This window comes from Micromonospora sp. NPDC047465 (genome assembly GCF_040643125.1).
Classification (GTDB): domain Bacteria; phylum Actinomycetota; class Actinomycetes; order Mycobacteriales; family Micromonosporaceae; genus Micromonospora.
In genome coordinates this window covers 61,415-86,847 of sequence record NZ_JBEYTP010000009.1, presented here as the reverse complement: position 1 = coordinate 86,847, position 25,433 = coordinate 61,415, and the positions used below count along the sequence as shown (strand labels likewise).

Here is a 25,433-nt window from a genome sequence, read left to right as displayed (position 1 = left end):
GAACGACCATGACTCAGCCGCGTTCGCGCGGTCGGGCGGCGCTGCGTCACCTCGCCGCGCCCGCCCTCGCGTTGGCCGTCGTCGCCACGCTGCCCACCGCGTCCCGGCCCGCCCCGGCCCCCGCCGACGACCCGTGGGCCGCCCTCGCCCCCGTCTCGGTCTCCTACGCCACCCCCACGGGCGGGGAGGTCAAGGGCAACTTCCTCAGCTACAACGACTTCCACGGCGCCATCGACCCGCCCGGCGGCAGCGGCGCGGTGGTCAACGGCACCCCGGCCGGCGGGGTGGAGTACCTCGCCACCTGGCTGAAGCGGCTGCGCGCCGAGGCCGCCGCCGAGGGGCGGGTCACCACCACCGTCGGGGCCGGTGACCTGATCGGCGCCACCCCGCTGGTCAGCGCCGCCTTCCACGACGAGCCGACCATCGAGCTGATGGACGAGATCGGGCTGGAGATCAGCTCGGTCGGCAACCACGAGTTCGACGAGGGCGTCGACGAGCTGATCCGCATCAACAAGGGCGGCTGCCACCCGGTCGACGGCTGCCAGGACGGGGACGGCTTCGCCGGCGCGAAGTTCACGTACCTCGCCGCCAACACCGTCAGCAGGAAGACCGGGCTGCCGATCCTGCCCCCGGTCGACGTGAAGTTCGTCGGCGGCGTGCCGGTCGGCTTCGTCGGCGTGACCCTGGAAGGCACCCCGGACATCGTCAACCCGGCCGGCATCGCCTCGGTGCGGTTCACCGACGAGGTGGCGACCGCCAACAAGTGGGGCGGGCTGCTCAAGCTCTTCGGCGTGAAGGCGATGGTGCTGCTGGTGCACGAGGGCGGCGCGCAGTCGCCGCCGCCGGCCACCCCGGGCGTCTCGGACTGCGCGAACTTCTCCGGCCCGATCGTGGACATCGTCCGCGGCCTGCGGCCGGAGTTCGGGCTGGTCGTCTCCGGCCACACGCACCGCTTCTACTCCTGCTCCCTGCCGAACTCCTCCGGCGCGCAGAGCGTCGTCACCAGCGCCGGCAACAACGGCCAGCTGATCACCGACGTGGACTACTCACTGGACCGGCGCACCGGCCGGTTCACCGGCATCTCCGCCCGCAACGTGGTCGTCGAGAACGGCGTCCGCAACCCGGACGGCACCTGGCAGCAGAGCGCGCCCGGCACGTACGTGCGCAACCCCGACCTGGTGGACCCGGCCGCCAAGGCGCTGGCCGACAAGTACCGGGCAGCCGTGGCGCCCATCGCCAACCGGGTGGTGGGCCGGGTGTCGGCCGACATCGTCCGCGACGCCCGCCCCAACGGCGAGAGCCCGCTCGGTGACGTGATCGCCGACGCGCAGCTCGCGTACACCCGGTCGGCCGGGGCGCAGATCGCGCTGATGAACCCGGGCGGCATCCGGGCGTCGCTGCCGTACGCCGCCTCCGCCGGCGGCGAGGCGCCGGGCGAGATCACGTACGGCGAGGCGTTCACCGTCCAGCCGTTCAACAACCTGGTGGTCACCCAGACCCTCACCGGCGCCCAGCTACGCAACGTGCTGGAGCAGCAGTTCGTCGGCTTCAACGGGCAGACCACCCAGCGCATCCTCCAGGTCTCCGTCGGGCTGACCTACTCCTACGACACCACCGCCCCGGCGGGCTCGCGGGTGAGCACCCTGGCGCTCGACGGCGTGCCGGTCGACCCGGCGGCCAGCTACCGGGTCACCACGAACGACTTCCTGGCCAACGGCGGGGACGGCTTCACCGAGCTGCGCGCCGGCACCGGCCGCAGCACGGCCCCCGGCTTCGACGTCGACGCGCTGATCGCGTACCTGGGCGCCGGCGAGCCGGTCGCCCCCGGGCCGGCCGACCGCATCACCCGCCTCGGCTGACCGGGCACGGTCCCGGCGTCGCCGACGGCGCCGGGACCGTGCCGCCGGCCACGTGTCCGGCCGAATCCTTGCGCGCGCCGCCCCTGGGTCGGCATACTCGACGGCGTGTTCGGTCAGCGCTTCTACTTTTACTACGGCACCGGGAGTCCGGCAGCCGTGGGTCGCGCCTGATCAACAGACCTACGAGAAGCCCCGGGCTCCTGGAGCCCGGGGCTTTCTCCGTCCCGGGATCCGGGCACCGGGCACCTGACGGCGAGGGGTACCCGATGATGACAGACGTGGTGGAGTCCAACGGCAGCCTGACGCGGCCCGGCGCGGGCCGGCCCGACCCGGGGGCATCCGGCCAGGTCGACGCGCCTGGCGGCGCCGACGACGCGAAGCCGGAGGCGCGCACCGGCACCGCGGAGCCGGGCGCGGCCGCCCGGATCGTGGAGATCCGGGAACGGATCGACGAGATCGACCGGGCGCTCATCGAGCTGTGGCAGGAGCGGGCCCGCCTCTCCCAGGAGGTTGGGGCGACCCGGATGGCCTCCGGCGGCACCCGGCTCGTGCTCTCCCGGGAGCGGGAGATCCTGGAGCGTTTCCGGGTCGCCCTCGGCGCCGACGGCACGCAGCTCGCGCTGCTGCTGCTCCGCGCCGGCCGCGGCCCCCTATGAGGCGTACCGGGACGGCGCGACGGGCGGGCGGCGCGGCCGGGGGGCTTGTCCGACTACCGGCCCCGGTTCTCGCCGCCGCTGCGGGCCGTGCGGCGCGGTGGTCGCGTCCCGGCCGCCGGCCGCCGCGCCTGCCCGGAAACGACGGAACCGCCTGCCGTCGTCGCGGTGACGTCGGCAGGCGGCTCCGTGGGTGTCACACCTCGTGCGTCTGCACGATCTCCCGCTTCTCGGCGAAGTGGCAGGCGCTCGGGTGGTCCGAGCCCGGCCGGATCTCCAGCAGCGGGACCTGCTCGGCGCAGACGTCCTGCGCCTTCCAGCAGCGGGTCCGGAACCGGCAGCCCGAGGGCGGGCTGACCGGCGACGGCACGTCACCGGTGAGGCGGATGATCGCCTTGTTCTCGCGGACGGTCGGGTCCGGCACCGGCACCGCCGACAGCAGTGCCTGCGTGTACGGGTGGGTCGGCCGCTCGTAGATCTCGTCCTCGGTGCCGATCTCCGCGATCTTGCCGAGGTACATCACCGCGACCCGGTCCGACAGGTGCCGGACCACCGACAGGTCGTGCGCGATGAACACGTAGGACAGCCCGAACTCGCCCTGGAGCTGCTCCAGCAGGTTCATCACCTGCGCCTGGATGGATACGTCCAGGGCCGACACCGGCTCGTCGCAGACGATGATCTCGGGCCGCAGGGCGAGCGCCCGGGCGATGCCGATGCGCTGCCGCTGACCGCCGGAGAACTGGTGCGGGTACCGGTTGATGTGCTCCGGGTTCAGACCCACCAGGTCGAGCAGTTCCTTCACCTTGCCCCGGCGGCTGCCCTTCGGCGCCACCTCCGGGTGGATCTCGAACGGCTCGCCGATCAGGTCGCCGACCGTCATCCGGGGGTTCAGCGAGGTGTACGGGTCCTGCATCACCAGCTGGATCTGCCGGCGCAGCCGCCGCAGCGCCCCGCCGGAGAGCTTGGAGATGTCCTGGCCCTTGTAGAGCACGCTGCCGGAGGTCGGCCGCTCCAGGTTCATCAGGACCCGGGCCAGGGTCGACTTGCCGCAGCCGGACTCGCCGACCACACCCAGGGTCTCGCCGGCCTTGAGGTCGAAGGAGACCCCGTCCACCGCCTTGACCTGGCCGATGGTCTTCTTGAAAACCACACCCCGGGTCACCGGGTAGTGCTTGACCAGGTCACGGACCTCGAGGATGTTCTCAGTCACGGTTCACCAGCTCCTCGGCGAAGTGGCAGGCGCTGGCCCGGCCGGCACCCACCTGCAGCAGCGGCGGGACCTTCTCCCGGCAGACCGGCTGCGCCATGGGGCAGCGCGGGTTGAACGGGCAGCCCGGCGGGATGTTCATCAGGTTCGGCGGAAGGCCCTTGATGGTCCGGAGCTGCTGCCCCTTCTCGTCCAGCCGGGGAATCGAGTTGATCAGACCGATCGTGTACGGGTGCGCCGGCTTGGCGTACAGGTCGTACACGTTGGCTTCCTCGACGATGCGACCCGCGTACATGACCGCGATCCGGTCCGCGACGTCGGCGACCACGCCGAGGTCGTGGGTGATCAGGATCATGCCCATCTGCCGCTCCCGCTGGAGCTCGGCGAGCAGGTCCATGATCTGGGCCTGCACCGTCACGTCCAGCGCGGTGGTCGGCTCGTCCGCGATCAGCACCTCCGGGTCCAGTGCCAGCGACATCGCGATCATGGCGCGCTGCCGCATACCACCCGAGAACTGGTGCGGGTAGTTGCTGAACCGGCCCTTGGCGTTCGGGATCTTGACCTGGTCGAGCATCTCGATCGCGCGCTTCTTGGCGTCGGCACGGCTCATGCCGCGCCGCACCCGGAACTGCTCGGCGATCTGGAAGCCGACGGTGAAAACCGGGTTGAGCGCGGAGAGCGCGTCCTGGAAGATCATGGCGATCCCCTCACCGCGGATGCGGCGACGCTCCTCGAAGGACATCTTCAGCATGTCCTTGCCGTGGAAGCGGACCTGACCGCCGGTGACGAAACCGGGCGGCGTGTCCAGGATGCCCATGATGGTCTGCGCGGTGACGCTCTTGCCGGAGCCGGACTCGCCGAGCACGGCGAGGGTCTCCCCCGCGTCGACGTGGTACGTGACCCCGTTGATGACCTTCGCGACGCCGTCCCGGGTGCGGAACTCCACGCGGAGGTCGTCGACCTCGAGCAGACGGCCGGAGGGGCGACCGGAGGTACCCGCCGCGGACTGCTCGGACACGAGAATGTCGGACAACTGAATCGCCCCTAGCGGAGTTTCGGATCGAGGGCCTCGCGGACCGTCTCACCGAGCACCACGAAGCTCAGCACGGCGGTGACGAGGAAGGCGGCCGGGAAGAAGAGCAGGTACGGCGCGACCCGGATGAGGGACTGGGCCTCGTTGATCATGATGCCCCAGGAGACCACCGGGCTCTTCAGGCCGACGCCCAGGAAGGACAGCGTCGCCTCGGCGCCGATGAACGAGCCGACCAGGATCGTCCCGTAGACCAGCAGCGGCGCGAGACTGTTCGGCAGCAGGTGCTTGAGGATGATCCGGCCGGTGCCGGCACCCAGCGCCCGGGCGGCGACGATGTAGTCGGCCTCCTTGGTGGCCAGCACCGAGGAGCGCATCAGCCGCATCACGACCGGCCAGCCCAGCACGACCAGGGACATGCTCACCAGGGCCATGATCTCGGCCTTGCTGTTGCTCGTGCCCGACCCGTTGAAGGTGGTCAGGATGACGATGGCGCCCAGCACGAAGGGCAGGCCGAAGAAGACGTCGGCGACGCGGGAGAGCAGTGCGTCCACCCAGCCGCCCCGGTAGCCGGCCATGATGCCCATCGCGCCGCCGATCAGCAGCACGCCGAGCACCGAGAGCACGGAGACCACGATGGAGGCGCGGGCGCCGTAGATCACCCGGGCGTAGACGTCGCGCCCCTGGAAGTCGTAGCCGAACCAGGCTTCCGACGACGGGCCGACGAGGCTGTTCTTCAGGTCGCCGTTCGCCGGGTCGCCGGAGCTGAACAGCGACGGGAAGGCGGTCATCACCAGGAAGATGACAATGAACGTCGCGGAGATCCAGAACAGCGGCTTGCGACGCAGGATGAGCCAGGCGTCGCCGAGCAGGCCGCGCGGCTTCTCCTTGCGGGCGTTCTCCGGCTGGCCCGCGTTGGTGGGCGCGCCCAGCTCGGTCGGCGCGGTGGCCGGGGGCGTACTGACGATCGACGCGGCACTGGGGTCGCTCATGCCGGCACCTCGCTCCGCTCGACCCGGGCGTGGGTGCCCGGGCACGCTGCAATGACCAAGTTTCGTTCGCTGCGCTCACTCATAGCGGATCCTCGGGTCCAGGGCGGCGTAGAGCAGGTCCACCACGAGGTTCATGACCAGGTAGACCAGCACCAGGACCACCACGATGGAGACAACCGTAGCGCTCTCCTTGGTGACGATCGCGCGGAAGACCTGGCGGCCGATCCCGTTGATCTGGAAGATGCCCTCGGTCACGATCGCGCCGCCCATCAGGGCACCGAGGTCGGTGCCGAGCAGGGTGACCACCGGGATGAGGGAGTTGCGCAGCAGGTGCACCCCGACCACCCGCCGCATCGGCAGGCCCTTGGCGATCGCGGTGCGGACGTAGTCGGCGCGCCGGTTCTCCGCGATGCTCGTCCGGGCGACCCGGGCGATGTACGCCATCGAGGCGCTACCCAGCACGAAGCCGGGCACGATCAGCTCCGAGATGCGCATCTCGCTGGAGACGGTGGGCTTGATGACGCCCCACTGCACGCCGAGCACCCACTGGAGCACGAAACCGATGACGAAGATCGGCAGCGCGATCAGGAAGAGGCTGGAGACCAGGACCAGGTTGTCCAGGAAGCCGTTACGGCGCAGGCCGGTCAGCACACCCGCGGTGAGGCCGATGACCGCCTCGATGACGAGAGCCACCAGGGCCAGCTTCAAAGTGTTCGGGTACGACGTGGCGATGATGTCGCCGATCTCCCGGCCGCCGAACGTCTGCCCGAAGTCGCCCCGGAACAGGTTCTGCATGTAGTTGCCGTACTGCACCCAGATGGACTGATCCAGCTTGAACTTCTCGGTCATCATGTTGACGTAGGCGTCCGGGCAGGCGCGTTCGCCGCACTTGCCGGCGAACGGGTCGCCGGGCACCGACCAGACCAGCCAGTAGATCAGGAACGTCGTTCCGATGAAGACCGGGATGAGTTGGAGCAGCCGTCTCAACAGATAACGGCCCATGGGGTGGTCCTCCAGACAGGGGGCGCGTCGGACGGCCGACACGGGGATGACGGACGTGGCGAGGGACTGTTGTAACACTCCCTCACGGAACGGCCCGGGTCGGGCCCACCGGTAGGTGAGCCCGACCCGGGGTCAGACCGTTCGGATCAGAGCTCGACCGAGGTGAGGTCCAGCTCGCCGACGTTGGTCAGCTCGAGCTTCTTGACCTTCTCCGAGTGGCCGGACTGCTGGCCGCCGAAGTAGATCGGAACCGTGGGAACGTCCTGGTCGATGAGGGCGACCGCCTGAGCGAACTTCTCGTGCGCGGCCTCCAGGCTCGGCGCGGAGCTGGCCTCCTTGGCCAGGGCGTCGACCTGCGGGTTGCTGTACAGACCGTCGTTCGAGGAGCCACCCTTGACGTAGAGCGGGTTGACCCAGTTCTCGACGTCCGGGTAGTCCTGCTGCCAGCCGGCGCGGTACATGCCCTTCATCTTGTGGGCGTTGATGTTCTGACGGAACACCGCGAAGGTCGGCATGCCCTCGGCGCGGGCGTTGATGCCCAGGTTGGTCTTGACCTGCTGCGCGACGGCCTCCATCCACTCCTTGTGGCTGGCGTCGGCGTTGTAGTACATGACCAGCTCGCCGGTGAAGCCGCCGGCCTCGGCCAGGAGCTTCTTGGCCTCGTCGACGTTGAACTGGCAGGCGGTGCAGTTACCCGGCTTGGCGCCCGGGGTCAGCGGGTTGGCCCAGCTGTCGGCCGGCTTCCGGTTGCCGAAGAAGATCTTGTCGCTGATCTCCTGGCGGTTGATCGACATCGAGATCGCCTTGCGCAGCTTGGCGTTCTGGAAGCGCTTGTCGTAGATCGGGAAGGCGATGATGCCGGTCGACGGGGTGGTCGAGGAGATCGCCCGGTCGGTCAGGTCCTGCTTCCACTTGTCGCCCGCGAGCGAGGAGACCGGGACCTGCTGCATGAAGTCGATGTTGCCGGCGAGCAGGTCGTTGTAGGCCGCCGTGTCATCCTGGTAGATCTTGAGGGTGACGTCCTTGATCTTCATCTTGTCGCGCAGCGTGTAGTCGTCGAAGCGCGTCAGCTTGATCTGGACGTCGTCTTCCCACGACACGAACTTGACCGGGCCGTTACCGATCGGCTTCTTGCCGAACGCCTCGGCGCCCTGGGTGAAGAACGCGTCCGGCAGCGGCATGAAGGTGCTGTAGCCGAGCTTGGTCGGGAACACGGCGGTCGGCGCGGCGAGGGTGACCTCGAAGGTCCAGTCGTCGACGACCTTCAGGCCGGACATCTCCTTGGCCTTGGGCTCGGGGGCCTTCTGCGGGCCCTCGGCGCCGTCCGGGTCCTCGGTGTTGACGTCCCCGAAGCCCTGGATGTCGGCGAAGAAGCTGCCGTTCTGCGCGCCGTTCGGCGAGTAGGCGCCCCAGTTCCAGGCGTCCACGAAGTTCTTGGCCTTGACGACGGTGCCGTCGTGGAACTTCGTGTCCTTCTTGATCTTGATGGTGTAGACCTTGGAGTCGGTCGTCTCGATCGACTCGGCGAGAGCGTTGCGCGGAGCGCTGCCGTCGTTCGGGTACTCGACCAGACCGGTCCACATCCAGTCGATGATCTTGCCGCCACCGGTCTCGGTGGTGTTCGACGGGACCAGGCCGTTCTCCGGCTGGGTGCCCTCGATGGTGATCGCGCCGTCGGCGCTGGCGCCGGCGTCGCCGCCGTCGCTGTCGCTGCTCGAGCAACCGGACGCGACGAGCGCGAACGCCGCGCCCAGCGCGACCGCGCTGCTTGCCCGCTTCGAGACTCTCATTCCGAGGGGCCTCCTCTTTCTAACCTGGTTCCGTCGTGGGTTTCACGCACGCAAGGGGGGTGACGCGTCCGCCGGCCCGCAGCGCGGGACGCCGGTTTCACCGCAGTGAAACGGGACAAGATGTTGTACCGATCCGCCGGGCCGCCCCGCCCGCCGGGCTCGGCACCGCGCACGCGAGACCACCACGGAACACCGCTCACAGACGGCGGCCGTGGTCGTCAGGCCGTACGGAGTGCCTCACTCGAGGGGTGAGGTGCTGCCACTGTGACACTTACCGGCCCGTTCCGTGAAGGTGCCGTTATCAAGCCGTTAGTTGGTCGCCACGTTGCCGATACTTGAAAAAAGATCATGATCGGTGCCGGTCGTACTGCTCTGAGCAGGAAAGACACGGTTCTGCGGGATCAACACCCCGGGCGTACGCTCGACGCTTGTGAGCTTTCCCGCGTCCGCTCCCGCACTTTCGGACGTCGTCCGGGCGCTGGCAGTTTTTGCCCATCCGGACGATATCGACTTCGGCTGTGCGGGCACAATGGCCAACTGGGTGGAGGAGGGTATCGACGTCGCGTACCTGATCGTCACCCGGGGCGAGGCGGGCGGCTGCGACGGCCCCGGGCGCGGGTCGGTGACCCGGCTGCGGGAGGAGGAGCAGCGGGCGGCCGCCGCCGCGGTCGGCGTACGGCAGGTGGAATTCCTCGACGGGTATGTCGACGGCGCCCTCGCCCCGACGCTCGACCTGCGCCGGGACGTCACCGCGGCGATCCGCCGGCACCGGCCCGACCGGGTGCTGACCAGCTCGCCGCTGCGCCGATGGGAACACCTCGCCGGGCCGGGCCACCCCGACCACCTCGCCGTGGGCGAGGCCACGACCTGCGCGGTCTACCCGGACGCGCGCAACCCGTGCGCCCACCCCGAGCTGCTGGCCGAGGGGCTCCAGCCGTGGGTGGTCCGGGAGATCTGGTACGCCGGCGGCCCGGCGCCGGACCACAGCGTCGACGTCACCGGGCAGTACGCGCGCAAGGTCGCCGCGATGCGCGCGCACCGCTCGCAGACCGCGCGGATGGACGTGGAGACCTGGGTTCGGGACCAGCTCACCACGGCGGCCGACGCGGCCGGGCTGCCGGCCGGCCGGCTGGCCGAGGCGTTCACCGTGCTGCGTACCGGATGACCTGACCGCCGGACGGCTCCGGCCCCGGCACCGCGCGGAGCGGGTGCCGGGGCCGGAGCCGCGGAACGGACGTCGGTCAGGCCGTGAAGCGCAGCTTGCGACGGCGGACCACCAGCACGGTGACCGCGCCCGCGGCCAGCAGCGCCACACCGGCCGCGATCGCGGCGGCGGTCGGGGAGCCGGTCAGCGGCAGGTCCCCGCCGTTACTGGCGGGGGAGGTCGACGGTGCGGGGCTCTCGGCCGGGGCGCTCGGCGACGGCGACTCCGCCGGGGCGCTCGGCGAGGGCGACTCGGCCGGCGCGCTCGGCGACGGCGACTCGGTCGGGGCCGCGGCGAAGGTGGCCTCGGCCTTGGCGCTCACGGTCTCACCGGTGCTGCCACCGAGGATCAGCTTCTGCGCGGCCTTCTCGCCGGTGAAGAGGAAGACCCGGCCGAAGGAGACCGAGCCCTTGGCGGAGACGGTCGCCTCGACCTCGCCGGCGCCGTCCGCGGTCAGCCAGAACTGCCCACCGTTGGTGGTCGTGGTGACCGGCTTGCCCTCGGCGTCGACCGCCGAGCCGCCGCTGACCGCGACGGCGATGTCGCCGGCCGGGCCCTTGACCGTGAACGGGCCGGCCTTCTCGCCGACCGTGGCCTTGGCGCTGGCCGGGTCGACGCTCAGCTCGGCCTTCGGCTCGGGCTGGTCGGTGGCGTTGGCGACGAGGTAGTCGTGGACCCGCTTGACCACGTCGTACTGCTGCTTGCCGAGCAGGCCCTTGTCCTTGACCCAGTCACCGAGGGTGATCCCGTCACTGAAGTGCCAGATGGCGGTCTGGGTGCCGAAGTAGAGCAGCTTCTTGGCGTCGGCCTTCTCGGGGACGGCAGCGCCGGCGGCGGCCAGCAGCGTCGCCGAGTCGGCGTTCGGGTAGCCGTGGGTGAGCACCCACTGCACCTTGCCGAGGTTCTTCACCTGGGACTCGTCCCAGGTGCCCTCCTTGTACTTGCCGTCGATCGCCACGTTGGTGTGGTAGTCGATGCAGAAGGCCGGGACGAGCTTCCCGTCGATCTTCAGCGCCAGCGCGCCGGCGCTCTTCGGCTTTCCGTCGAGCAGCAGCTTGACGCTGCCGCCCGCCGACTTGGCCACGCCGGTCGTCTCGGCGGCGGCGGCCGGCGCGGCGAAGCCGAGCGCCAGCGCACCACCGGCGACGGTCGCCAGGGCGATCCGCGCCCAGCGCCGTCCTCGTTGTCCGAACATCAGATTCGCGTGCCTCTCCCCAGGGGTGACTTGCCGAACGGCGGGTGAGCGAAGCCGCGTTCCCGCGGGTTCGCACCACCCGCACGCGAGAACGCGACGGGGCATTATGGGGCGGGAATTGATCGTTTGTCAGCCCCTGAGGGCCAGGTTCGTCGCTTCCGCCCGAAATGGTGGGGAAAAGAGGTGGATCACACGAGCCGACGGTCGGCCGCCCAGCGGGACAACTCGTACCTGTTGGACATCTGGAGCTTGCGCAGCACGTTCGACACGTGCGTCTCGACCGTCTTGATCGAGATGTAGAGCTCCTTGGCGATCTCCTTGTAGGCGTACCCCCGGGCGAGCAGCCGCAGTACCTCGCGCTCGCGGTTGGTGAGCTGGTCCAGCTCCGGATCGGCCACCGGCGCGTCCGGACGGGCCGCGAACGCGTCCAGCACGAACCCCGCCAGCCGGGGGCTGAACACGGCGTCGCCGTCGGCCACCCGGCGGATCGCGGCGGCCAACTCCTCCGGGGAGATCGTCTTGGTGACGTAGCCCCGCGCGCCGGCCCGGATCAGCCCGATCACGTCCTCCGCCGCGTCCGAGACGCTCAACGCCAGGAACTTGACCTGCGGATGGGTACGCCGCATCGCCTCCAGCACCGCGCGACCGCCGCCGTCCGGCATGTGCACGTCGAGCAGCACCACGTCGGGCAGCGTGGCGGCGATCCGGGTGACCGCCTCGCCGACCGTGCTCGCCTCCCCCACCACCTCGACGTGCGCACCCAGCTCGGCGCGGACCCCCGCGCGGAACATGGCGTGGTCGTCAACGAGGAAGACCCGCAGCCGCTCCGCGCCGGCACCCGCTCCCTCGACCGGTTCCATCGACTGCTCGGTCATCACTTGTCCCTTTCCGCCGTGGACGAGTCCCGGGAGATCGGAAGGATCAACCGGACCTCGGTCCCCTCCCCCGGCTCGGACCGGATCTCCGCCCGGCCGCCGTGCCGCTTCATCCGCCCGATGATCGAGCCCCGGACGCCGTGCCGGTGATCCTCCACCGTATCCGGGTCGAAGCCCTTCCCCCGGTCCCGGACGAAGACACTGACCTGGTCCGGCTCGACCTCGGCGTACAGCGAGACCGTCTGCACCCCGGCGTGCCGGGCGGCGTTCACCAGCGCCTCGCGCCCGGCCGCGACCAGCGCGCCGACCCGCTCGTCGGTCTCCCGGTCGCCGACCACCACCGCCTCGACGGTGATCGCGAAGGTGTCCTCGACCTCGGCGGCGGCCTGCTCCAGCGCGGCGGCGAAGCGCTCGGTCGGCGACCCGGTGGGCTTGTAGAGCCAGTTGCGCAGGGAGCGTTCCTGCCCCCGGGCGAGGCGCTGGACCGTCTTCACGTCGGCCGCGTTGCGCTGGATCAGGGCCAGGGTGTGCAGCACCTGGTCGTGCACCATCGCGGCCAGCTCGGCCCGCTCCTGCTCGCGGATGCGCCCCTCGCGCTCCGAGCGGAGCTGGTTGAACGTCCGCCACAGCACCGGCGCGGCCACCACCCCGACCCCGGCGAGCCCGACCATGGCGAAGATCACGCCGTTGAGCACCGCGTCGAAGTTCTGCGCCGGGGAGTAGACCGCGGCGACGCCGATGATGCCGACCGCGACGAGCACCCCGCCGCCGATGAACCGGAGCACGAAGGCCCGCCGGTCGCTCTCCTCCACCACCGCGCCCAGCCACGGCACCGGCATGGAGTCGCCCCACTGCCGCCGCCGCTCCGGGGCCGACTGGTGCCAGATCACCCCGGCGCCGACCGCGATGATCGCGACCAGCCACCCGGCGGTGCCGGCCGCGCCGACCGAGTCGAAGACCATCATCTGCACCAGCAGCACGCCGAGGCCGATCGCCACGAACGGCAGCAGCTGGGCGACGTCCCGGCGGGGCGGTACGGCGGTGTCGCCGGGCCGCAGCGGCACGACCGCCCAGAAGGCCGCGTAGAGCAGCAGGCCGAGACCGCTCAGCCCGAGCAGCACCATGAAGGCGACCCGCACCCGCAGCACGGAGATGCCGAGGTGGTCGGCGATGCCGGCGGCCACCCCGGCGGCCATCCGGTGCTCGGGGGCGCGGTAGAGGCGAGGTGGCTGGGTCACGGCGTCGATCGGAGGCTCCCTGGTCACGACGGGCACGGGGCGGGCGACCGTCCGCTGCCGGCGCCGGTTCGATCGTCACACGCTGCGCCGCCACCCGGCCACGGGGACGCCCCCGACATTCCGACCGCCGGGATCTCAGGGTGGGGTCAGGGTCGGGTCCTGAGGTCGTCCGGGCGGTCGGGGCAGCAGGATCGAGGGCATGACCGAGGAAGCTGCCCAGTCCCCCCGTCCCGGGGCGGCACAGCCGGGTGGACCGCCGCCCGCCGCGACGCCCGCCGACGGGACCGCGTCCACCGCCTCCGGGGCGCCGCCGCCGGTGGCCGCGCCGGGCGCCGCCGGGTGGACGCCGCCGCCCGGCGCCGGGCCGGGCGTTGATCCGGGCGCCGGGCCGCAGCCGCCGTCCGGCGGCGTCGGCTTCACCTCCCGGTACGGGCTGGTCCGCCCCCGCGACGGCCGCTACCTGGCCGGCGTCTGCGCGGCGATCGGCCGGGCGACCAACACCGACCCGGTGCTCTGGCGGGTGCTCCTCGCCGTGCTCGGCTTCTTCGGCGGCATCGGCATCCTGGTCTATGTCACCGCCTGGCTGATCATCCCGGGCGAAGGGGACAGCGCCTCCCCCGTCGAGTCGATGCTCGGTCGGGGCCGGTCCAGCATGTCCCCGGTCACCGTGATCGTGCTCAGCATCCTGGTCGCGATCAGCTTCGGCTACATCGTCACCGACGCGTTCCGGGCGGTGCTGCTCGGCGCCACGATCCTGATCGGCGGGGCGCTGATGCTCAACCGGGACAACCGGGACAACCGGGGCACCGGGGCCACGCCGGCCGGCCCGGTCCCGCCCGCACCGGCCGCCCCGCCCGGCCCGGTGCCGCCGGTCAGCTATCCCGCGCCGGTCGCGTACCAGGCCCCGCCGAGCGTCGCCGTGGCCCCCGGCGGAGCCCCGGCGCCGGCCGCGCCCGCGGATGGCGTCCCGGTCACCGGCCAGCCGGCCGAGCCGACCGCCGAGCTGCCCGCCTGGCCGCCGGCCGCCCCGCCCGCGCCGGCCCCCGTCCCCGGGGGTACGCCGAGCGCCGGCTGGCCGCCGGCCGCGCCCACGTCCGGCTGGCCCGCCGCGACCTCGGGGGGCGCACCGGCCCGCCCCGCGCCCCTGCCGCCGGGCTACCGGCCCCCGTTCGCCCCGCACGGCCCGTACGCCGGCCAGGCGGGCATCCCGCCGCTGCCGCCACTGCCGCCGCGACCGCCGAAGCCGCCGAAGCGCCCACGTGAGCGCTCCCCGCTCGGCGCGGTGACCTTCTCGCTGATCTTCCTCGCCCTCGGCGTGGTCGCCGTCGTCGACCTGCTGGACGTCTTCGACGTCGGGGCGTCGGCGTACTTCGCCGCCACCCTGGCCACCATCGGGCTCGGCCTGCTGGTCGGCACCTGGTTCGGGCGGGCCCGGTGGCTGATCGCGCTCGGCGTGGTTGCCGCCGCCGCCCTCGGGATGGCCACCGTGGCCGAGTCCTACGACCGGGTCCGGGGCGTCGACGGCAACGTCACCTGGGCCCCCACCGACTACCGCGACCTCGCCGTCCGGTACGAGAACAGCTTCGGCGACGCGACCCTCGACCTGCGGGCGGTCGACTTCGACAAGAAGAACACCGAGATCACGGTCTCCGTCAACTTCGGCGAGTGCACCGTGGTGGTGCCGCCGAATGTCGACGTCACCACGGTGACCGACGTCAACGCCGGTGACGCGGTCGTCTTTGGCAAGCGCTCCGGCGGGCTGGACGGCCCGCTCCGGGAGACCACCGACCTGGGCGCCGACGGCGCCGGTGGCGGCACGCTGCGCCTCTACGTCCACGTGAACGCCGGCAACCTGGAGGTGATCCGGTGAAGGCCCACCGCACCGACATCGTGTCGTTCGCCTTCGGGCTGATCTTCGTCGGGCTCGCCGCGTGGTGGCTGCTCGCCAAGTTGCTCGGGCTCGCCCTGCCACCCGTCGGCTGGTTCCTGGCCGGCGCGCTGATCGTGATCGGCCTCCTGGGCCTGGTGGGCGCGCTGCGCTCCGGGCGCTCCGCCGCGACCGGCAAGGACGCGGCCCCCACCCCGAACGGCGTCGGGCCCACCTCCGCCCAGCCGGCCGCCGAAACCGCCGGTGACGAGCCGGACCGGCACACCGCCGACGTCGACCCGACCCGGTGGGACCTCGACCGGCCGGCCCCGGCCGACGAGCCGGCGGCATGGGGCACCGGGCGGTCCGACTGGGGCCAGCGGTCCGACTGGGGCGGGCCGTCCGAGTGGGAGGTGTCCGCGCCGATGTCGGGCACGCCGACGGCCGGCCCACGGACCGGGGACGACGCCGACGAGTCGCCCACCGAGGCGGTCACCGACGTCCGCCCCGACGCGGTCGAGGACCGGCCCGCCGACGAGGACAGCCGGCCCGGCCCGGTCGGCGGCGCGCCGTCCGGCGAGGAGCGCCCGCGCGGCTGACCACAGCGGTGCGGCCCGCCTCCGCAGCCGCCTATGCTGGCCGGTGGAGATCTCGCCTCCGCCGGCCGGACCGCGCCGACGTGGCCGCCGAGGCGGCCGGACCGCGCCGCCGTGGCGGTCCCGCCGCGATTCCCGTCTCTACCCCGTCAGGAGCCCGTCCGACATGACGCAGTCCCCCGCCGTGCGCCCCGCCGGCCGCTCCGGTCCGGTCCGCATCGGCGAGCGAGCCGCCCGTACCCTCGTCGCCGAGCTGGCCCGGATGAACGACCCGAAGGCCGCCCTGCTGGTCGGCGCGACGCCGGAGTCCGCGGTGCTGGCCGCGGCGATCGACGCGCTGCTGCCCGGCGACACCCTCACGCTGGTGCCCGCCGGGTCGACCAGCCCCGGTGCGCTGCGGGAGCACGTCACCGCCCAGGGTCGCTGGGTCGCCGACCGGGTCCGCGTGGTCGACACGCTCACCGAGGCCGAGCCCGCCGCGGTGGTCATCGCCGGGGAGCCGTTCACCGGCACGGCCGACGAGACCCGCGGCGCCGTCGAGGGCCTGACGAAGTACCTCACCGACGGCGCGGTGCTGAGCGTGGCGACGACCGCCACGCCGGGACGCACGGCGGGCGCGGCGGCGGAGCTGGACCGGCAGGGCGCGCTGTACGGCGTCGGCACCGACCTGGTGCTGCGCAACAACCCGCCGCTGCGGGTGTACCGGCTCCGCTTCACCCCGGCCGACGCCGCCTCGGCGGCGTCGCTCGCCCCGGCGCACCGCCCGTCGAGCGTGCCGCTGACCCGGGGCATGCACATCGACTCCAACGGGGTGGCTGCCGCCGGCATCACGCTCGGCCTGGCCGCGCTGGCCCGGCTCGCCCGGCCGAAGTCGAAGCTCTGGCTGCTCCCCGCCCTGGCCGCCGCGCCGGTGGCCGCCTTCTTCCGGGACCCGGAGCGCGACGTGCCGGAGGACCCGTCGGCGGTGGTCGCCGCGGCCGACGGCCAGGTGCTGTCGGTCCAGCGGCTGCACGACGAGCGCTTCGGCGAGGGCGAGTGGCTGCGGGTCGCGGTCTTCCTCTCGGTGCTGGACGTGCACGTCAACCGCGCCCCGGTCGCCGGCAAGGTGGTCGACTACTTCGTCGCCGACGGCGGCTTCGCCAACGCGATGAAGCCGGCGGCGGAGCACAACGTCGCCGCGTACACGGTGCTGGACACCGCGCACGGCACGGTGGTCGTGGCGCAGCGCACCGGCCTGATCGCCCGGCGGATCGTGCAGCGGGCGCCGATCGGCGCGCTGCTGGCCAGGGGCGAGCGGTTCGGGCTGATCCGGTTCGGCTCGCGCACCGACGTCTACCTGCCGGCCGACGCCGCCGAGCCGCTCGTCGGGCCCGGCGACAAGGTGGTCGGCGGCTCCACCGTCATCGCCCGCTGGCGCTGACGCGGCGGGCACGGGCAGACACGAAAGGGGCGCCGCGGGATCGCGGCGCCCCTTTCGGCGTACGTGGGGTCAGGCGGTGCGACGCTGGCGAAGCCAGAGCACCGGGCCGCTGACCAGGTAACCGACCACGATCAGGGCGAAGGTGAGCCGGATGTCGACCAGCGCGCCGATCACCGGGGCCAGCCACACCCACGGCGGCAGCTTGACCAGGCGGGCCAGCTTCGCGTACGGGAAGCTGGAGACCATGGCGAAGGCGAGCAGCGCCACGCCGGCGACCTGGACCGTGCCCGGCACCGGCAGCCCGATGGCGACGGTGAGGGCGAGGACGGCGGCCGCCATCGTGGTGGGCACGCCGCAGAAGAACCGGCCGTCCTTCGGCGAGACGTTGAACCGGGCGAGCCGGATGGCCGCGCACGCCGCGACGAGGGCGCACGCCACCGCCGCCGCCGCGGTGGACACCGACCCGGCCAGCGAGGCGTAGACCACCACGGGGGCGGCCAGGCCGAACGAGCACATGTCGGCCAGCGAGTCCATCTGCGCGCCGAACGGGCTGGCCACGCCGAACTTGCGGGCGAGCGCGCCGTCGAGGCCGTCGAACACCACGCAGGCGATCAGGCACAGCGCGGCGACCCGTACCTCGCCCTGCATGGCGAGGAAGATCGCCAGCATGCCGAGCATCAGGCTGCTGAGCGTGCAGGCGTTGACCACCGCGAACTTCATCCGGCGGGCGATTGTCCGCTCGCCGGGGAGCAGGGGGATCGCCATCGCCGGCTCGTCGACCGGGGTCGCCGGCGGGAGAGCGGGGCTGACCGGGGCGATCGACGCGACCTCGCCGCGCTCGAACCGGTTCAGACCGTAGCGGCGGCGCGGCCGGTCGGCGTACCGGTGCTCGGGCAGCGACAGGTCGGTGGCGCCGCGCAGGTCGCCGTCGCGGCGGCCCACCCGGACCAGCAGCACCTGCCGGGCGAACGTGCTGCTGCGGCGCAATGAGCCCGCCCAGCGACGCCCAGCGGGACGCGGACTGTCAGTGGTACGACGCCGGCGCCATGGGGCTCTCGGCACGTTTCCTCCATCACCGGATCGACTGACCGCCACGGGGGCGGGTGTCCGGCTGTCTCGTGCCGGACCTTTCCGGCCCGGCAGCCATTTTGCGGAGTACACCATCGCATAGGGGAACGGGGATTGGCGATAGCTGGCGGCGGTACTTATATCTCCCTTAAACCGCGCGAACCGCCTCTTATTCCCAACCCGGGCTCCATCGCCCGTTTCCTCCACCAACCCCACATCGAATGTACCGGACGCCCTCGCCACCGGCTCGGCGAGCGACCGCCGCCTACCCCGATGTCCGATTACGGACCGTCATCAATGTCACAGCCGGCCGGGCGCACCGGGCGCGGGCCGGCGACCGTCCTCAGCGGGACGGGTGGCCCAGCGCCAGGGCGGCGATCTCGGTGAGCCGCAGCCCGGCGAGCTGGTCCGGGGTGAACCAGGCGGCCCGGGCGGTCGAGCCCCCGGCCAGCTCCGTCACCTGCGGCTCGGTCGGCGCGTCGACCGCCACCCGGTAGACCACCCGGATGCCGTGCCAGTCCAGCGGGCGCCCCTCCGGGCCCAGCGCGGCCGGGTTGTGCAGGTTGTCGACGCCGACCAGCTCGACCACCCGGCCGAGCTGACCGGACTCCTCGACCAGCTCGCGCAGCAGGGCGGCGACGGGCTGCTCCCCGTGGTCGGTGCCACCGCCGGGCAGGTGCCACCGGCCGGCCCCCGGGTAGCCGTCGGCGATCATGGCGAGCAGCACCCGCCCGGCCGGGTCGGTCACCAGCCCGTACGCCCCGAAGCGCTGCCGCCGGTCGGCCGACGGCGCGCCCTCGCGGGGCAGCGCCCGGGGCAGGCCCGCCGGCAGGGGCGTGACGGGGAGGCCGAGCACGTCGGCGGTGAACGGCATCAGCGGCACCGCCGCCGCCTCGTCGGGGGCGAACCAGGCCAGCTCGTCGCTGCCGCCGGCCGGCTCCGGCCGCGGTTCGCCGCCACGCACGACGACGTCGAAGACGAGGCGGTCGGTGTGCACCGCGACCCCGGGGTCACGGAACGTGGCCACGTCGGCGAGCACGGCCCGGAGCCCGGTCACCTCCACGGCGAGGCCGGTCTCCTCGGCGAACTCACGGACCACGGCGTGCGCGGGATCCTCCGCGTGCTCCAGCCCGCCGCCGGGGAGCTGCCACACCCCGGGGAACGGGCACGAGGCCGAGCCCCGGGCCAGCAGCACCCGACCATCGGCGCCCCGACACACCCCGTACGCCCCGACCCGCCGCCGTTCCTCCACCCGCCCGCACTCCCCCGCCCGCGCCGACCCGCTCCGTCGATCATGAGGTTAGCGGCACCGGAGTCGGCGTGCCGCCCGGTCAACCTCATGATCGACGGACGGGTGGGAGAAGGGGCGCGGGGGCCGGTCAGGCCAGGCGGGCGGCCTGGACGGCCTCGGCGGTGACCTCGGTCAGTCGGTCGGTGGGGAGGGCGCCCAGCTCCTCGCGGGCGAACCAGCGGGCCTCGCAGGTGGAGCCGCCCACGTCGGCGACGGTGGGCGGGGCCGGCTTGTCGACCACGACCCGGTAGAACGCGCGGACGCCGTGCCAGTCGATCGGGTAACCCTCCGGGCCCAGGGACGCGGCGTCCCGGTGGCTGGCCACGCCGAGCAGCTCGACGAGGCGGCCGGTCTGCCCGGTCTCCTCGACCAGTTCCCGGATCAGGGCCGCGCCGGGCTGCTCGCCGTAGTCCGTGCCGCCGCCGGGCAGGTGCCAGCAGCCCGCGCCCGGGTAGCCGTCGGAGACCCGGGTGAGCAGCACCCGCCCGGCCGGGTCGGTCACCACGGCGTACGCGGCGAAGCGCTGGGCCCGGTGCAGCCCGTCCGGACCGGGTACGGCGTAGAACGAGGGGAACTCGGGCGGCTCGTCCGGGACGATGTCGGCGGACGAGGCGGGCGCCCCGAGGGCACGCGCCGTGAACGACCGCAGCGGCAGCTCGCGGGCCTCCTCCGGGGTGAACCAGCGGGCCAGGTCGGTCGGCCGGTCGACCCGGTCGGTGAGGGTCCCGCCCCGGACGGAGACGTGGTAGATCAGGCGGTCGGTGTGGATGGTGATGCCCCGGTCCGGCAGCGCCCGCATGTCGGCCAGCACGTCGTGCAGGCCGTCGACGGTGACGGAGAGGCCGGTCTCGGCGGCGGTCTCGCGGACGACGGTGTGGTTCGGGTCCTCACCGTGATCGACCGCCCCGCCGGGCAGCGACCACGTGCCGGGAGTGCCGGAGCGCTCCGATGCGCGGACCAGCAACACTCGGCCGACCGAATCAGCACAAACTGCGTATGCCGCGATTTTGCGGAGCGGCTCCAGCATGGTGGTCACGGGGCCAAATTCTCCCCCGCCCGGGTTACCTGCATCGAAAAGAGTCAGATTCCTGACTCAAGGCTCGCGCCTCAGGGGCAGGTCAGGGTAAGGCTCCGGGCGGTCACCGAGGTCGGCCGGGTCGGCGGTGCGGATGGTGGAGGCATGACTTCCACCGCCTCATCCCAGCCCCCGTACAAGCAGCTACGCCGCCCCGTCACGGACCGGATGGTCGCCGGGGTGGCCAGCGGCCTCGGCCGCTACTTCGCCGTCGACCCCACGCTCGTCCGGGTGGTCTTCGCGGTCACCGGCCTGCTCACCGGCGGGCTCGCGCTGCTCGCGTACCCGATCATGTGGTTCCTGATGCCCGAGGAGCCGGCCGACGCCCCCGCCTGGCCGCACCCGGCGCAGGCCGCGCCGCCCACGGTGGCGCAGCCGACCGTAGCGCAGCCCACGCCGCCGACCTACCCGCCGGCGGCGTGAGGCCGGGTCACTCCCACTCGATGGTGCCCGGCGGCTTGCTGGTGACGTCGAGCACCACCCGGTTGACCTCGGCGACCTCGTTGGTGATCCGGGTGGAGATCCGGGCGATCACCTCGTACGGCAGCCGGGACCAGTCGGCGGTCATCGCGTCCTCGCTGGAGACCGGCCGCAGCACCACGGGATGCCCGTAGCTGCGGCCGTCGCCCTGCACCCCGACGCTGCGCACGTCGGCCAGGAGCACCACCGGGAACTGCCAGACGCCCCGGTCCAGCCCGGCGGCGGTCAGCTCCTCGCGGGCGATCAGGTCGGCCTGGCGGAGCAGGTCGAGACGCTCCCGGTCGACCGCGCCGATGATCCGGATCGCCAGGCCGGGACCCGGGAACGGGTGCCGCCAGACCATCGCCTCCGGCAGGCCGAGCTGGAGACCGAGCGCCCGGACCTCGTCCTTGAACAGCGTGCGCAGCGGCTCGACCAGGCTGAACTTCAGGTCCTCCGGCAGGCCGCCGACGTTGTGGTGGCTCTTGATGTTGGCGGTGCCGGTGCCGCCGCCGGACTCGACCACGTCCGGGTAGAGGGTGCCCTGGACGAGGAACTCGACATCGCCGTGGGCAGCGATCTCCCGCGCGGCGGCCTCGAAGACCCGGATGAACTCCCGGCCGATGATCTTGCGCTTCTGCTCCGGGTCGGTCACCCCGGCCAGCGCGCCCAGGAACCGGTCGGCGGCGTCGACCACCTTCAGCTTGATCCCGGTGGCGGCGACGTAGTCCTTCTCCACCTGCTCGGCCTCGCCGGCGCGCAGCAGGCCGTGGTCGACGAAGACGCAGGTGAGCTGGTCACCGACGGCCCGGTGCACCAGCGCGGCGGCGACGGCCGAGTCGACCCCGCCACTCAGGCCGCAGATGACCTCCTTGTCGCCGACCTGCTCGCGGATCCGGGCGACCTGCTCGTCGATGATGTTCTCGGGCGTCCAGGTCGGCGCGATGCCGGCGATGTCGTAGAGGAAGCGGCGCAGCATCTCCTGGCCGTGCGCGGTGTGCCCGACCTCCGGGTGGAACTGCACGCCGGCCCGACGGCCGGCCACGTCCTCGAACGCGGCGACCGGCGCGCCTGCCGACTCGGCGGTCACCGCGAAGCCCGCCGGGGCCTCGGTGACGCAGTCGCCGTGGCTCATCCACACCGGCAGGTCGTCCGGCAGCTCGCGGAGCAGCACGCCGGCCTCCGGGCGGGCGCGCAGCGGGGTGCCGCCGTACTCGCGGTTGCCGGTGCGGGCCACCGTGCCGCCGAGGGCCTGGGCCATCGCCTGGAAGCCGTAGCAGATGCCGAAAACCGGCACCCCGGAGTCGAACATGCCGGCGTCGATCTGCGGGGCGTCCGGCGCGTAGACGCTGGACGGACCACCGGAGAGGATGATCGCGGCCGGGTCCTTCGCCAGCATCTCGGCGACGGGCATCGAGTGGGGCACGATCTCGGAGTAGACGTTGGCCTCGCGCACCCGGCGCGCGATGAGCTGGGCGTACTGGGCTCCGAAGTCCACCACGAGGACGGGGCGAGGCGTGCTCATGTGCAGAAAGCCTACCCACCGTCACGCCCGCGCCCACGACACCCCGGCACACGTCACCCCGCCGCGCGCGATCTTGCACTTTTCGCCCGGACATGCGGCCCGAAAGCCGCACAACGGGGGCCGAACGTGCAAGATCGCGGGAGATCAGGGGCGGAGGGCGCCGGGGGCGTGCGGGGGCACCGCCGGGTGGCGTGGGGGGACCGGGTCCATCCGGGCGTACGGAGAGCCCAGGGGCGGGCGGGGGTCCTCCTCGCCCTTGTTGGGCCAGAAGGACATGGCGCGTTCCGCCTGGGCGGTGATGGTCAGCGACGGGTTCACCCCGAGGTTCGCCGAGACCGCCGCGCCGTCGACCACGTGCAGCCCCGGGTGGCCGAAGACCCGGTGCCACGGGTCGACCACGCCGTCGGCCGGGGTGGCGCCGATCACCGCCCCGCCGAGGATGTGCGCGGTCATCGGGATGTCGAACGGCTCGGTCAGCGCCCCGCCGGGCGTACCGCCGATCTCCTCGGCGAGCAGCCGGGCCGCCCGGTTGCCCGCGGGGATCCACGTCGGGTTGGGCACGCCGTGCCCCGGCCCGGAGACCAGGCGCCGCCCCCACGGGCCGCGCCGCAACCGGGTGGTCAGCGAGTTGTCCGCCGACTGCATGACCAGGGCGATCACCGTCCGCTCCGACCAGCCGCGCACCGACAGCAGCCGGGCCGCCGGGCCGGGCCGGCGCAGCAGCGCGCCCAGCCAGCGGCGCACCCGGTGCGGGCCTCCGTCGACCAGCAGCGACTGGAGCAGCCCCATCGCGTTGGAGCCCCGCCCGTAGCGGACCGGCTCGATGTGGGTCTGCGGGTCGGGGTGGAACGAGCTGGTGATCGCCACCCCCTCGGTGAAGTCGAGCCCGTCGGCGCGGGCCCGCCGGCGGGGCACCGAGGCGCCGAGGATCGCCTCCGAGTTGGTCCGGGTCAGCTCGCCGAGGCGGGGCGAGAGCGCGGGCAGCGCCCCCTCGGCCCGCATCGCGTGCAGCAGCCGCTGCGTGCCGAGGGCGCCGGCCGCGAAGACGACCTGGTCGGCGTGGACCACCTGCCGCCGGGCGCGCGGCCAGGCCCCGGTGCGCACGGTGTGCACCGCGTACCCGCCGCCGTCGGCCGGGCGCACGGCGGTCACCGTGGTCAGCGGGTGCACCCGGGCGCCGAGCCGCTCGGCCAGCCACAGGTAGTTCTTGACCAGGGTGTTCTTCGCGCCGTACCGGCAGCCCGTCATGCACGCGCCGCAGTGCGTGCAGCCGGTGCGCTCCGGGCCGGCGCCGCCGAAGTAGGGGTCGGCGACCCGCTGACCGGGCCGACCGATGTGCACGCCGACCGGGGTGGCGTGGAAGGTGTGCCCGACCCCCATCCGCTCGGCCACCGCCCGCATCGCCCGGTCCGCGGGAGTGACGACGGGGTACGCGGTGACGCCGAGCATCCGCTTCGCCTGGTCGTAGTGGCGGGCCAGCTCGTCGCGCCAGTCGGTGATGCCCCGCCACTGCGGGTCGGCGTAGAAGGCGTCCAGCGGCTCGTAGAGGGTGTTCGCGTAGACCAGCGAGCCGCCGCCCACCCCGGCCCCGGAGAGCACCAGCACCCCGCCGCCGGCCTTCCGGTCGGCCGCCCGCAGCAGGGTGATCCGCTGGAGGCCGTAGCAGCCGAGGCGGGGCGCCCAGAGGAAGCGGCGCAGCCGCCAGGAGGTCTGCGGGAACTCGTCGTCGGCGAAGCGGCGCCCGGCCTCCAGCACACCGACCGCATAGCCTTTCTCGGCCAGCCGGAGCGCGGTGACGCTGCCGCCGAAGCCGGACCCGATGACGACCACGTCGTACCGCATGAACGCATCATTACCGCTGGGTAGCCATCGCGCCAGCACGGGTTTCCGCGCGATCATGCTCCGGTCCGTCGATCCGGGGACGCCCACCCGAACCCGGGCCCGAAGTCCGAACGTTGTCTCACACGGGGGTGTCGCATGGCTCAGGGGACAGGGGCACAGCGCCCGAGGTGGGTGCTGGGGCTCGCCGCCCTCGCGGCGGCGGTGCTGGTGGCCGCCGGCGTGCTGGTGGTCACCCGCCTCGTCGGCGACGACGGGTCGCGGCGGATCGGCCCGACCGCCGCCACGCCGACCGCGGATCCCACCCCGAGCCCCACGGCTCCGCCGGGCGCCGGCATCACCGGCCCGCTCAACCTTCTACTGGTCGGGGTGGACACCCGGGTCAGCGTGCCCGGCTGGGAGCCGCACGGCGACGCCGTGCTGGTGGTCCACGTGCCGAAGGGGCTCGACCGGGCGTACCTCTTCTCCCTCCCCCGCGACCTGCTGGTCGACATCCCGGCCTTTCCGAAGGCCGACTACGGCGGCGGGAAGACCAAGCTCACCCACGCGATGAGTTACGGCAGCCGGGTGCCGGGCAAGCCCAAGGAGCCGAGCACCGAGCAGGGCTACGAGCTGCTGCGCAGCACGGTCAGCGGCTACACCGGGCTGCGCTTCGACGCCGGCGCGGTGCTCACCTTCAACGGCTTCGACAAGCTGGTGGACGAGCTGGGCGGGGTGGACCTCTACGTCGACCAGCGGGTGGTCTCGCTGCACCGCCGCCCCGACGGCCGGCACCGGGAGCCCGCCCCGGGCGGCGGCGGCTACGTCGGGCCGCAGATGGTCTACGAGAAGGGCGAGCGGCACCTCACCGGCTGGCAGGCGCTGGACTACGCCCGGCAGCGCTACATCACCGGCGGCGACTACGCCCGGCAGCGCCACCAGCAGCAGCTGGTCAAGGCGCTGGTGACCAAGATCCTCGACGAGGACCTGGCGCGGCAGCCGGAGCGCGTCCAGCAGGTGGTGGACGCGCTCGGCGACATGCTGGTCTACGTGGGCGGGCCGCGGATCGTGGACGTCGCGTACGCCCTCGGCGGGCTGTCGCCGGACCGGTTCGTGCTGGTCGGCCTGCCCGGCGAGGGGGTGGGCCAGGGCAGCGCCTACCGGGGCGAGCAGCTCGAGCCGACCGGCCGGACGTTCCTCACCGAGCTGCGCGCCGGCCGGGCGGACGCGTACCTCGCCGCCCACCCGGAGCTGCGCGTCAAGGGCTGA

Annotated in this window: 20 protein-coding genes and 1 pseudogene; 8 read left to right on the top strand and 13 right to left on the bottom strand. The window is 72.8% G+C overall.

What is annotated here, in order from left to right; genetic code table 11:
* The first annotated feature begins 8 nt into the window (after nucleotides 1-8).
* Together ABZ793_RS11365 and ABZ793_RS11360 are read left to right on the top strand one after the other, a co-directional pair.
* The gene (locus ABZ793_RS11365; RefSeq protein WP_357455443.1) at nucleotides 9-1,859 is read left to right on the top strand and encodes a bifunctional metallophosphatase/5'-nucleotidase; all 1,851 of its coding nucleotides are present in this window, start codon (nucleotides 9-11) and stop codon (nucleotides 1,857-1,859) included.
* A gap of 266 nt (nucleotides 1,860-2,125) precedes the next feature.
* Nucleotides 2,126-2,515, top strand: coding sequence for a chorismate mutase (locus tag ABZ793_RS11360; protein WP_350704000.1), 390 nt, complete (start codon nucleotides 2,126-2,128; stop codon nucleotides 2,513-2,515).
* A gap of 193 nt (nucleotides 2,516-2,708) precedes the next feature.
* Here the strand turns inward: ABZ793_RS11360 and ABZ793_RS11355 are convergent, their stop codons facing one another.
* The 5 genes from ABZ793_RS11355 to ABZ793_RS11335 form a co-directional block, all read right to left on the bottom strand.
* Nucleotides 2,709-3,722 carry a dipeptide ABC transporter ATP-binding protein gene (locus tag ABZ793_RS11355; protein WP_357455439.1) on the bottom strand — a complete coding sequence of 338 codons (1,014 nt, stop codon included), beginning with the start codon at nucleotides 3,720-3,722 and terminating at the stop codon, nucleotides 2,709-2,711.
* Entirely contained in the window at nucleotides 3,715-4,737 is a 1,023-nt protein-coding gene (locus ABZ793_RS11350) for an ABC transporter ATP-binding protein (protein ID WP_350684244.1), read from the bottom strand. Before ABZ793_RS11350 ends, ABZ793_RS11355 begins: the two co-directional genes overlap by 8 nt.
* A 26-nt stretch (nucleotides 4,738-4,763) precedes the next feature.
* The gene (locus ABZ793_RS11345) at nucleotides 4,764-5,741 is read right to left on the bottom strand and encodes an ABC transporter permease (RefSeq protein WP_350704004.1); all 978 of its coding nucleotides are present in this window, start codon (nucleotides 5,739-5,741) and stop codon (nucleotides 4,764-4,766) included.
* Between the two features lie 75 nt (nucleotides 5,742-5,816).
* Nucleotides 5,817-6,743, bottom strand: coding sequence for an ABC transporter permease (locus ABZ793_RS11340; protein WP_357455435.1), 927 nt, complete (start codon nucleotides 6,741-6,743; stop codon nucleotides 5,817-5,819).
* Nucleotides 6,744-6,889: 146 nt separating this feature from the next.
* A complete protein-coding gene (locus ABZ793_RS11335) occupies nucleotides 6,890-8,533 on the bottom strand; it encodes an ABC transporter substrate-binding protein (RefSeq protein ID WP_357455432.1) in 1,644 nt (547 codons plus the stop codon).
* Nucleotides 8,534-8,963: 430 nt separating this feature from the next.
* Between ABZ793_RS11335 and ABZ793_RS11330 the strand changes: the two genes are divergently transcribed.
* On the top strand, nucleotides 8,964-9,698 hold the full coding sequence (locus tag ABZ793_RS11330; protein ID WP_357455429.1) for a PIG-L deacetylase family protein: 735 nt from the start codon (nucleotides 8,964-8,966) through the stop codon (nucleotides 9,696-9,698).
* A gap of 76 nt (nucleotides 9,699-9,774) precedes the next feature.
* On the opposite strand, the gene ABZ793_RS11325 is transcribed toward ABZ793_RS11330, so the two are convergent.
* From ABZ793_RS11325 to ABZ793_RS11315, 3 genes are all read right to left on the bottom strand, one after another.
* Nucleotides 9,775-10,932, bottom strand: a complete 1,158-nt coding sequence (locus ABZ793_RS11325; RefSeq protein WP_357455426.1) for a Cys-Gln thioester bond-forming surface protein — start codon at nucleotides 10,930-10,932, stop codon at nucleotides 9,775-9,777.
* A gap of 188 nt (nucleotides 10,933-11,120) precedes the next feature.
* A complete protein-coding gene (locus tag ABZ793_RS11320; protein WP_350704013.1) occupies nucleotides 11,121-11,807 on the bottom strand; it encodes a response regulator transcription factor in 687 nt (228 codons plus the stop codon).
* Nucleotides 11,807-13,072, bottom strand: coding sequence for a PspC domain-containing protein (locus tag ABZ793_RS11315; protein ID WP_357455423.1), 1,266 nt, complete (start codon nucleotides 13,070-13,072; stop codon nucleotides 11,807-11,809). The genes ABZ793_RS11320 and ABZ793_RS11315 overlap by 1 nt, the downstream gene beginning before the upstream one ends.
* A gap of 172 nt (nucleotides 13,073-13,244) precedes the next feature.
* Here ABZ793_RS11315 and ABZ793_RS11310 point away from each other — a divergent pair, with 172 nt between their 5' ends.
* From ABZ793_RS11310 to ABZ793_RS11300, 3 genes and pseudogenes are all read left to right on the top strand, one after another.
* The gene (locus ABZ793_RS11310) at nucleotides 13,245-14,915 is read left to right on the top strand and encodes a PspC domain-containing protein (protein ID WP_357455421.1); all 1,671 of its coding nucleotides are present in this window, start codon (nucleotides 13,245-13,247) and stop codon (nucleotides 14,913-14,915) included.
* Nucleotides 14,912-15,097 (top strand): annotated as a pseudogene (locus tag ABZ793_RS11305) (hypothetical protein); the annotation flags it as partial. The gene ABZ793_RS11310 and the pseudogene ABZ793_RS11305, both read left to right, overlap by 4 nt.
* A gap of 577 nt (nucleotides 15,098-15,674) precedes the next feature.
* Entirely contained in the window at nucleotides 15,675-16,928 is a 1,254-nt protein-coding gene (locus ABZ793_RS11300) for a phosphatidylserine decarboxylase (protein ID WP_357455418.1), read from the top strand.
* 69 nt (nucleotides 16,929-16,997) lie between these two features.
* Here the strand turns inward: ABZ793_RS11300 and ABZ793_RS11295 are convergent, their stop codons facing one another.
* The 3 genes from ABZ793_RS11295 to ABZ793_RS11285 form a co-directional block, all read right to left on the bottom strand.
* Complete coding sequence (locus tag ABZ793_RS11295; protein ID WP_357455415.1) at nucleotides 16,998-17,915, bottom strand: CDP-alcohol phosphatidyltransferase family protein; 918 nt, start codon at nucleotides 17,913-17,915, stop codon at nucleotides 16,998-17,000.
* Nucleotides 17,916-18,339: 424 nt separating this feature from the next.
* Nucleotides 18,340-19,248, bottom strand: a complete 909-nt coding sequence (locus tag ABZ793_RS11290; RefSeq protein ID WP_357455412.1) for an NUDIX domain-containing protein — start codon at nucleotides 19,246-19,248, stop codon at nucleotides 18,340-18,342.
* Nucleotides 19,249-19,375: 127 nt separating this feature from the next.
* Nucleotides 19,376-20,323: an NUDIX domain-containing protein gene (locus ABZ793_RS11285; protein ID WP_357455409.1), complete on the bottom strand. Its 948-nt coding sequence runs from the start codon at nucleotides 20,321-20,323 to the stop codon at nucleotides 19,376-19,378.
* A gap of 144 nt (nucleotides 20,324-20,467) precedes the next feature.
* Between ABZ793_RS11285 and ABZ793_RS11280 the strand changes: the two genes are divergently transcribed.
* Nucleotides 20,468-20,785: a PspC domain-containing protein gene (locus ABZ793_RS11280; protein WP_350704027.1), complete on the top strand. Its 318-nt coding sequence runs from the start codon at nucleotides 20,468-20,470 to the stop codon at nucleotides 20,783-20,785.
* 7 nt (nucleotides 20,786-20,792) lie between these two features.
* Here the strand turns inward: ABZ793_RS11280 and guaA are convergent, their stop codons facing one another.
* Both guaA and ABZ793_RS11270 read right to left on the bottom strand, forming a co-directional pair.
* Nucleotides 20,793-22,346: a glutamine-hydrolyzing GMP synthase gene (guaA, locus tag ABZ793_RS11275; RefSeq protein WP_357455405.1), complete on the bottom strand. Its 1,554-nt coding sequence runs from the start codon at nucleotides 22,344-22,346 to the stop codon at nucleotides 20,793-20,795.
* Nucleotides 22,347-22,490: 144 nt separating this feature from the next.
* Nucleotides 22,491-24,188, bottom strand: a complete 1,698-nt coding sequence (locus ABZ793_RS11270; protein WP_357455402.1) for a GMC family oxidoreductase — start codon at nucleotides 24,186-24,188, stop codon at nucleotides 22,491-22,493.
* A gap of 135 nt (nucleotides 24,189-24,323) precedes the next feature.
* Here ABZ793_RS11270 and ABZ793_RS11265 point away from each other — a divergent pair, with 135 nt between their 5' ends.
* Nucleotides 24,324-25,433, top strand: a complete 1,110-nt coding sequence (locus ABZ793_RS11265) for an LCP family protein (RefSeq protein WP_357455399.1) — start codon at nucleotides 24,324-24,326, stop codon at nucleotides 25,431-25,433.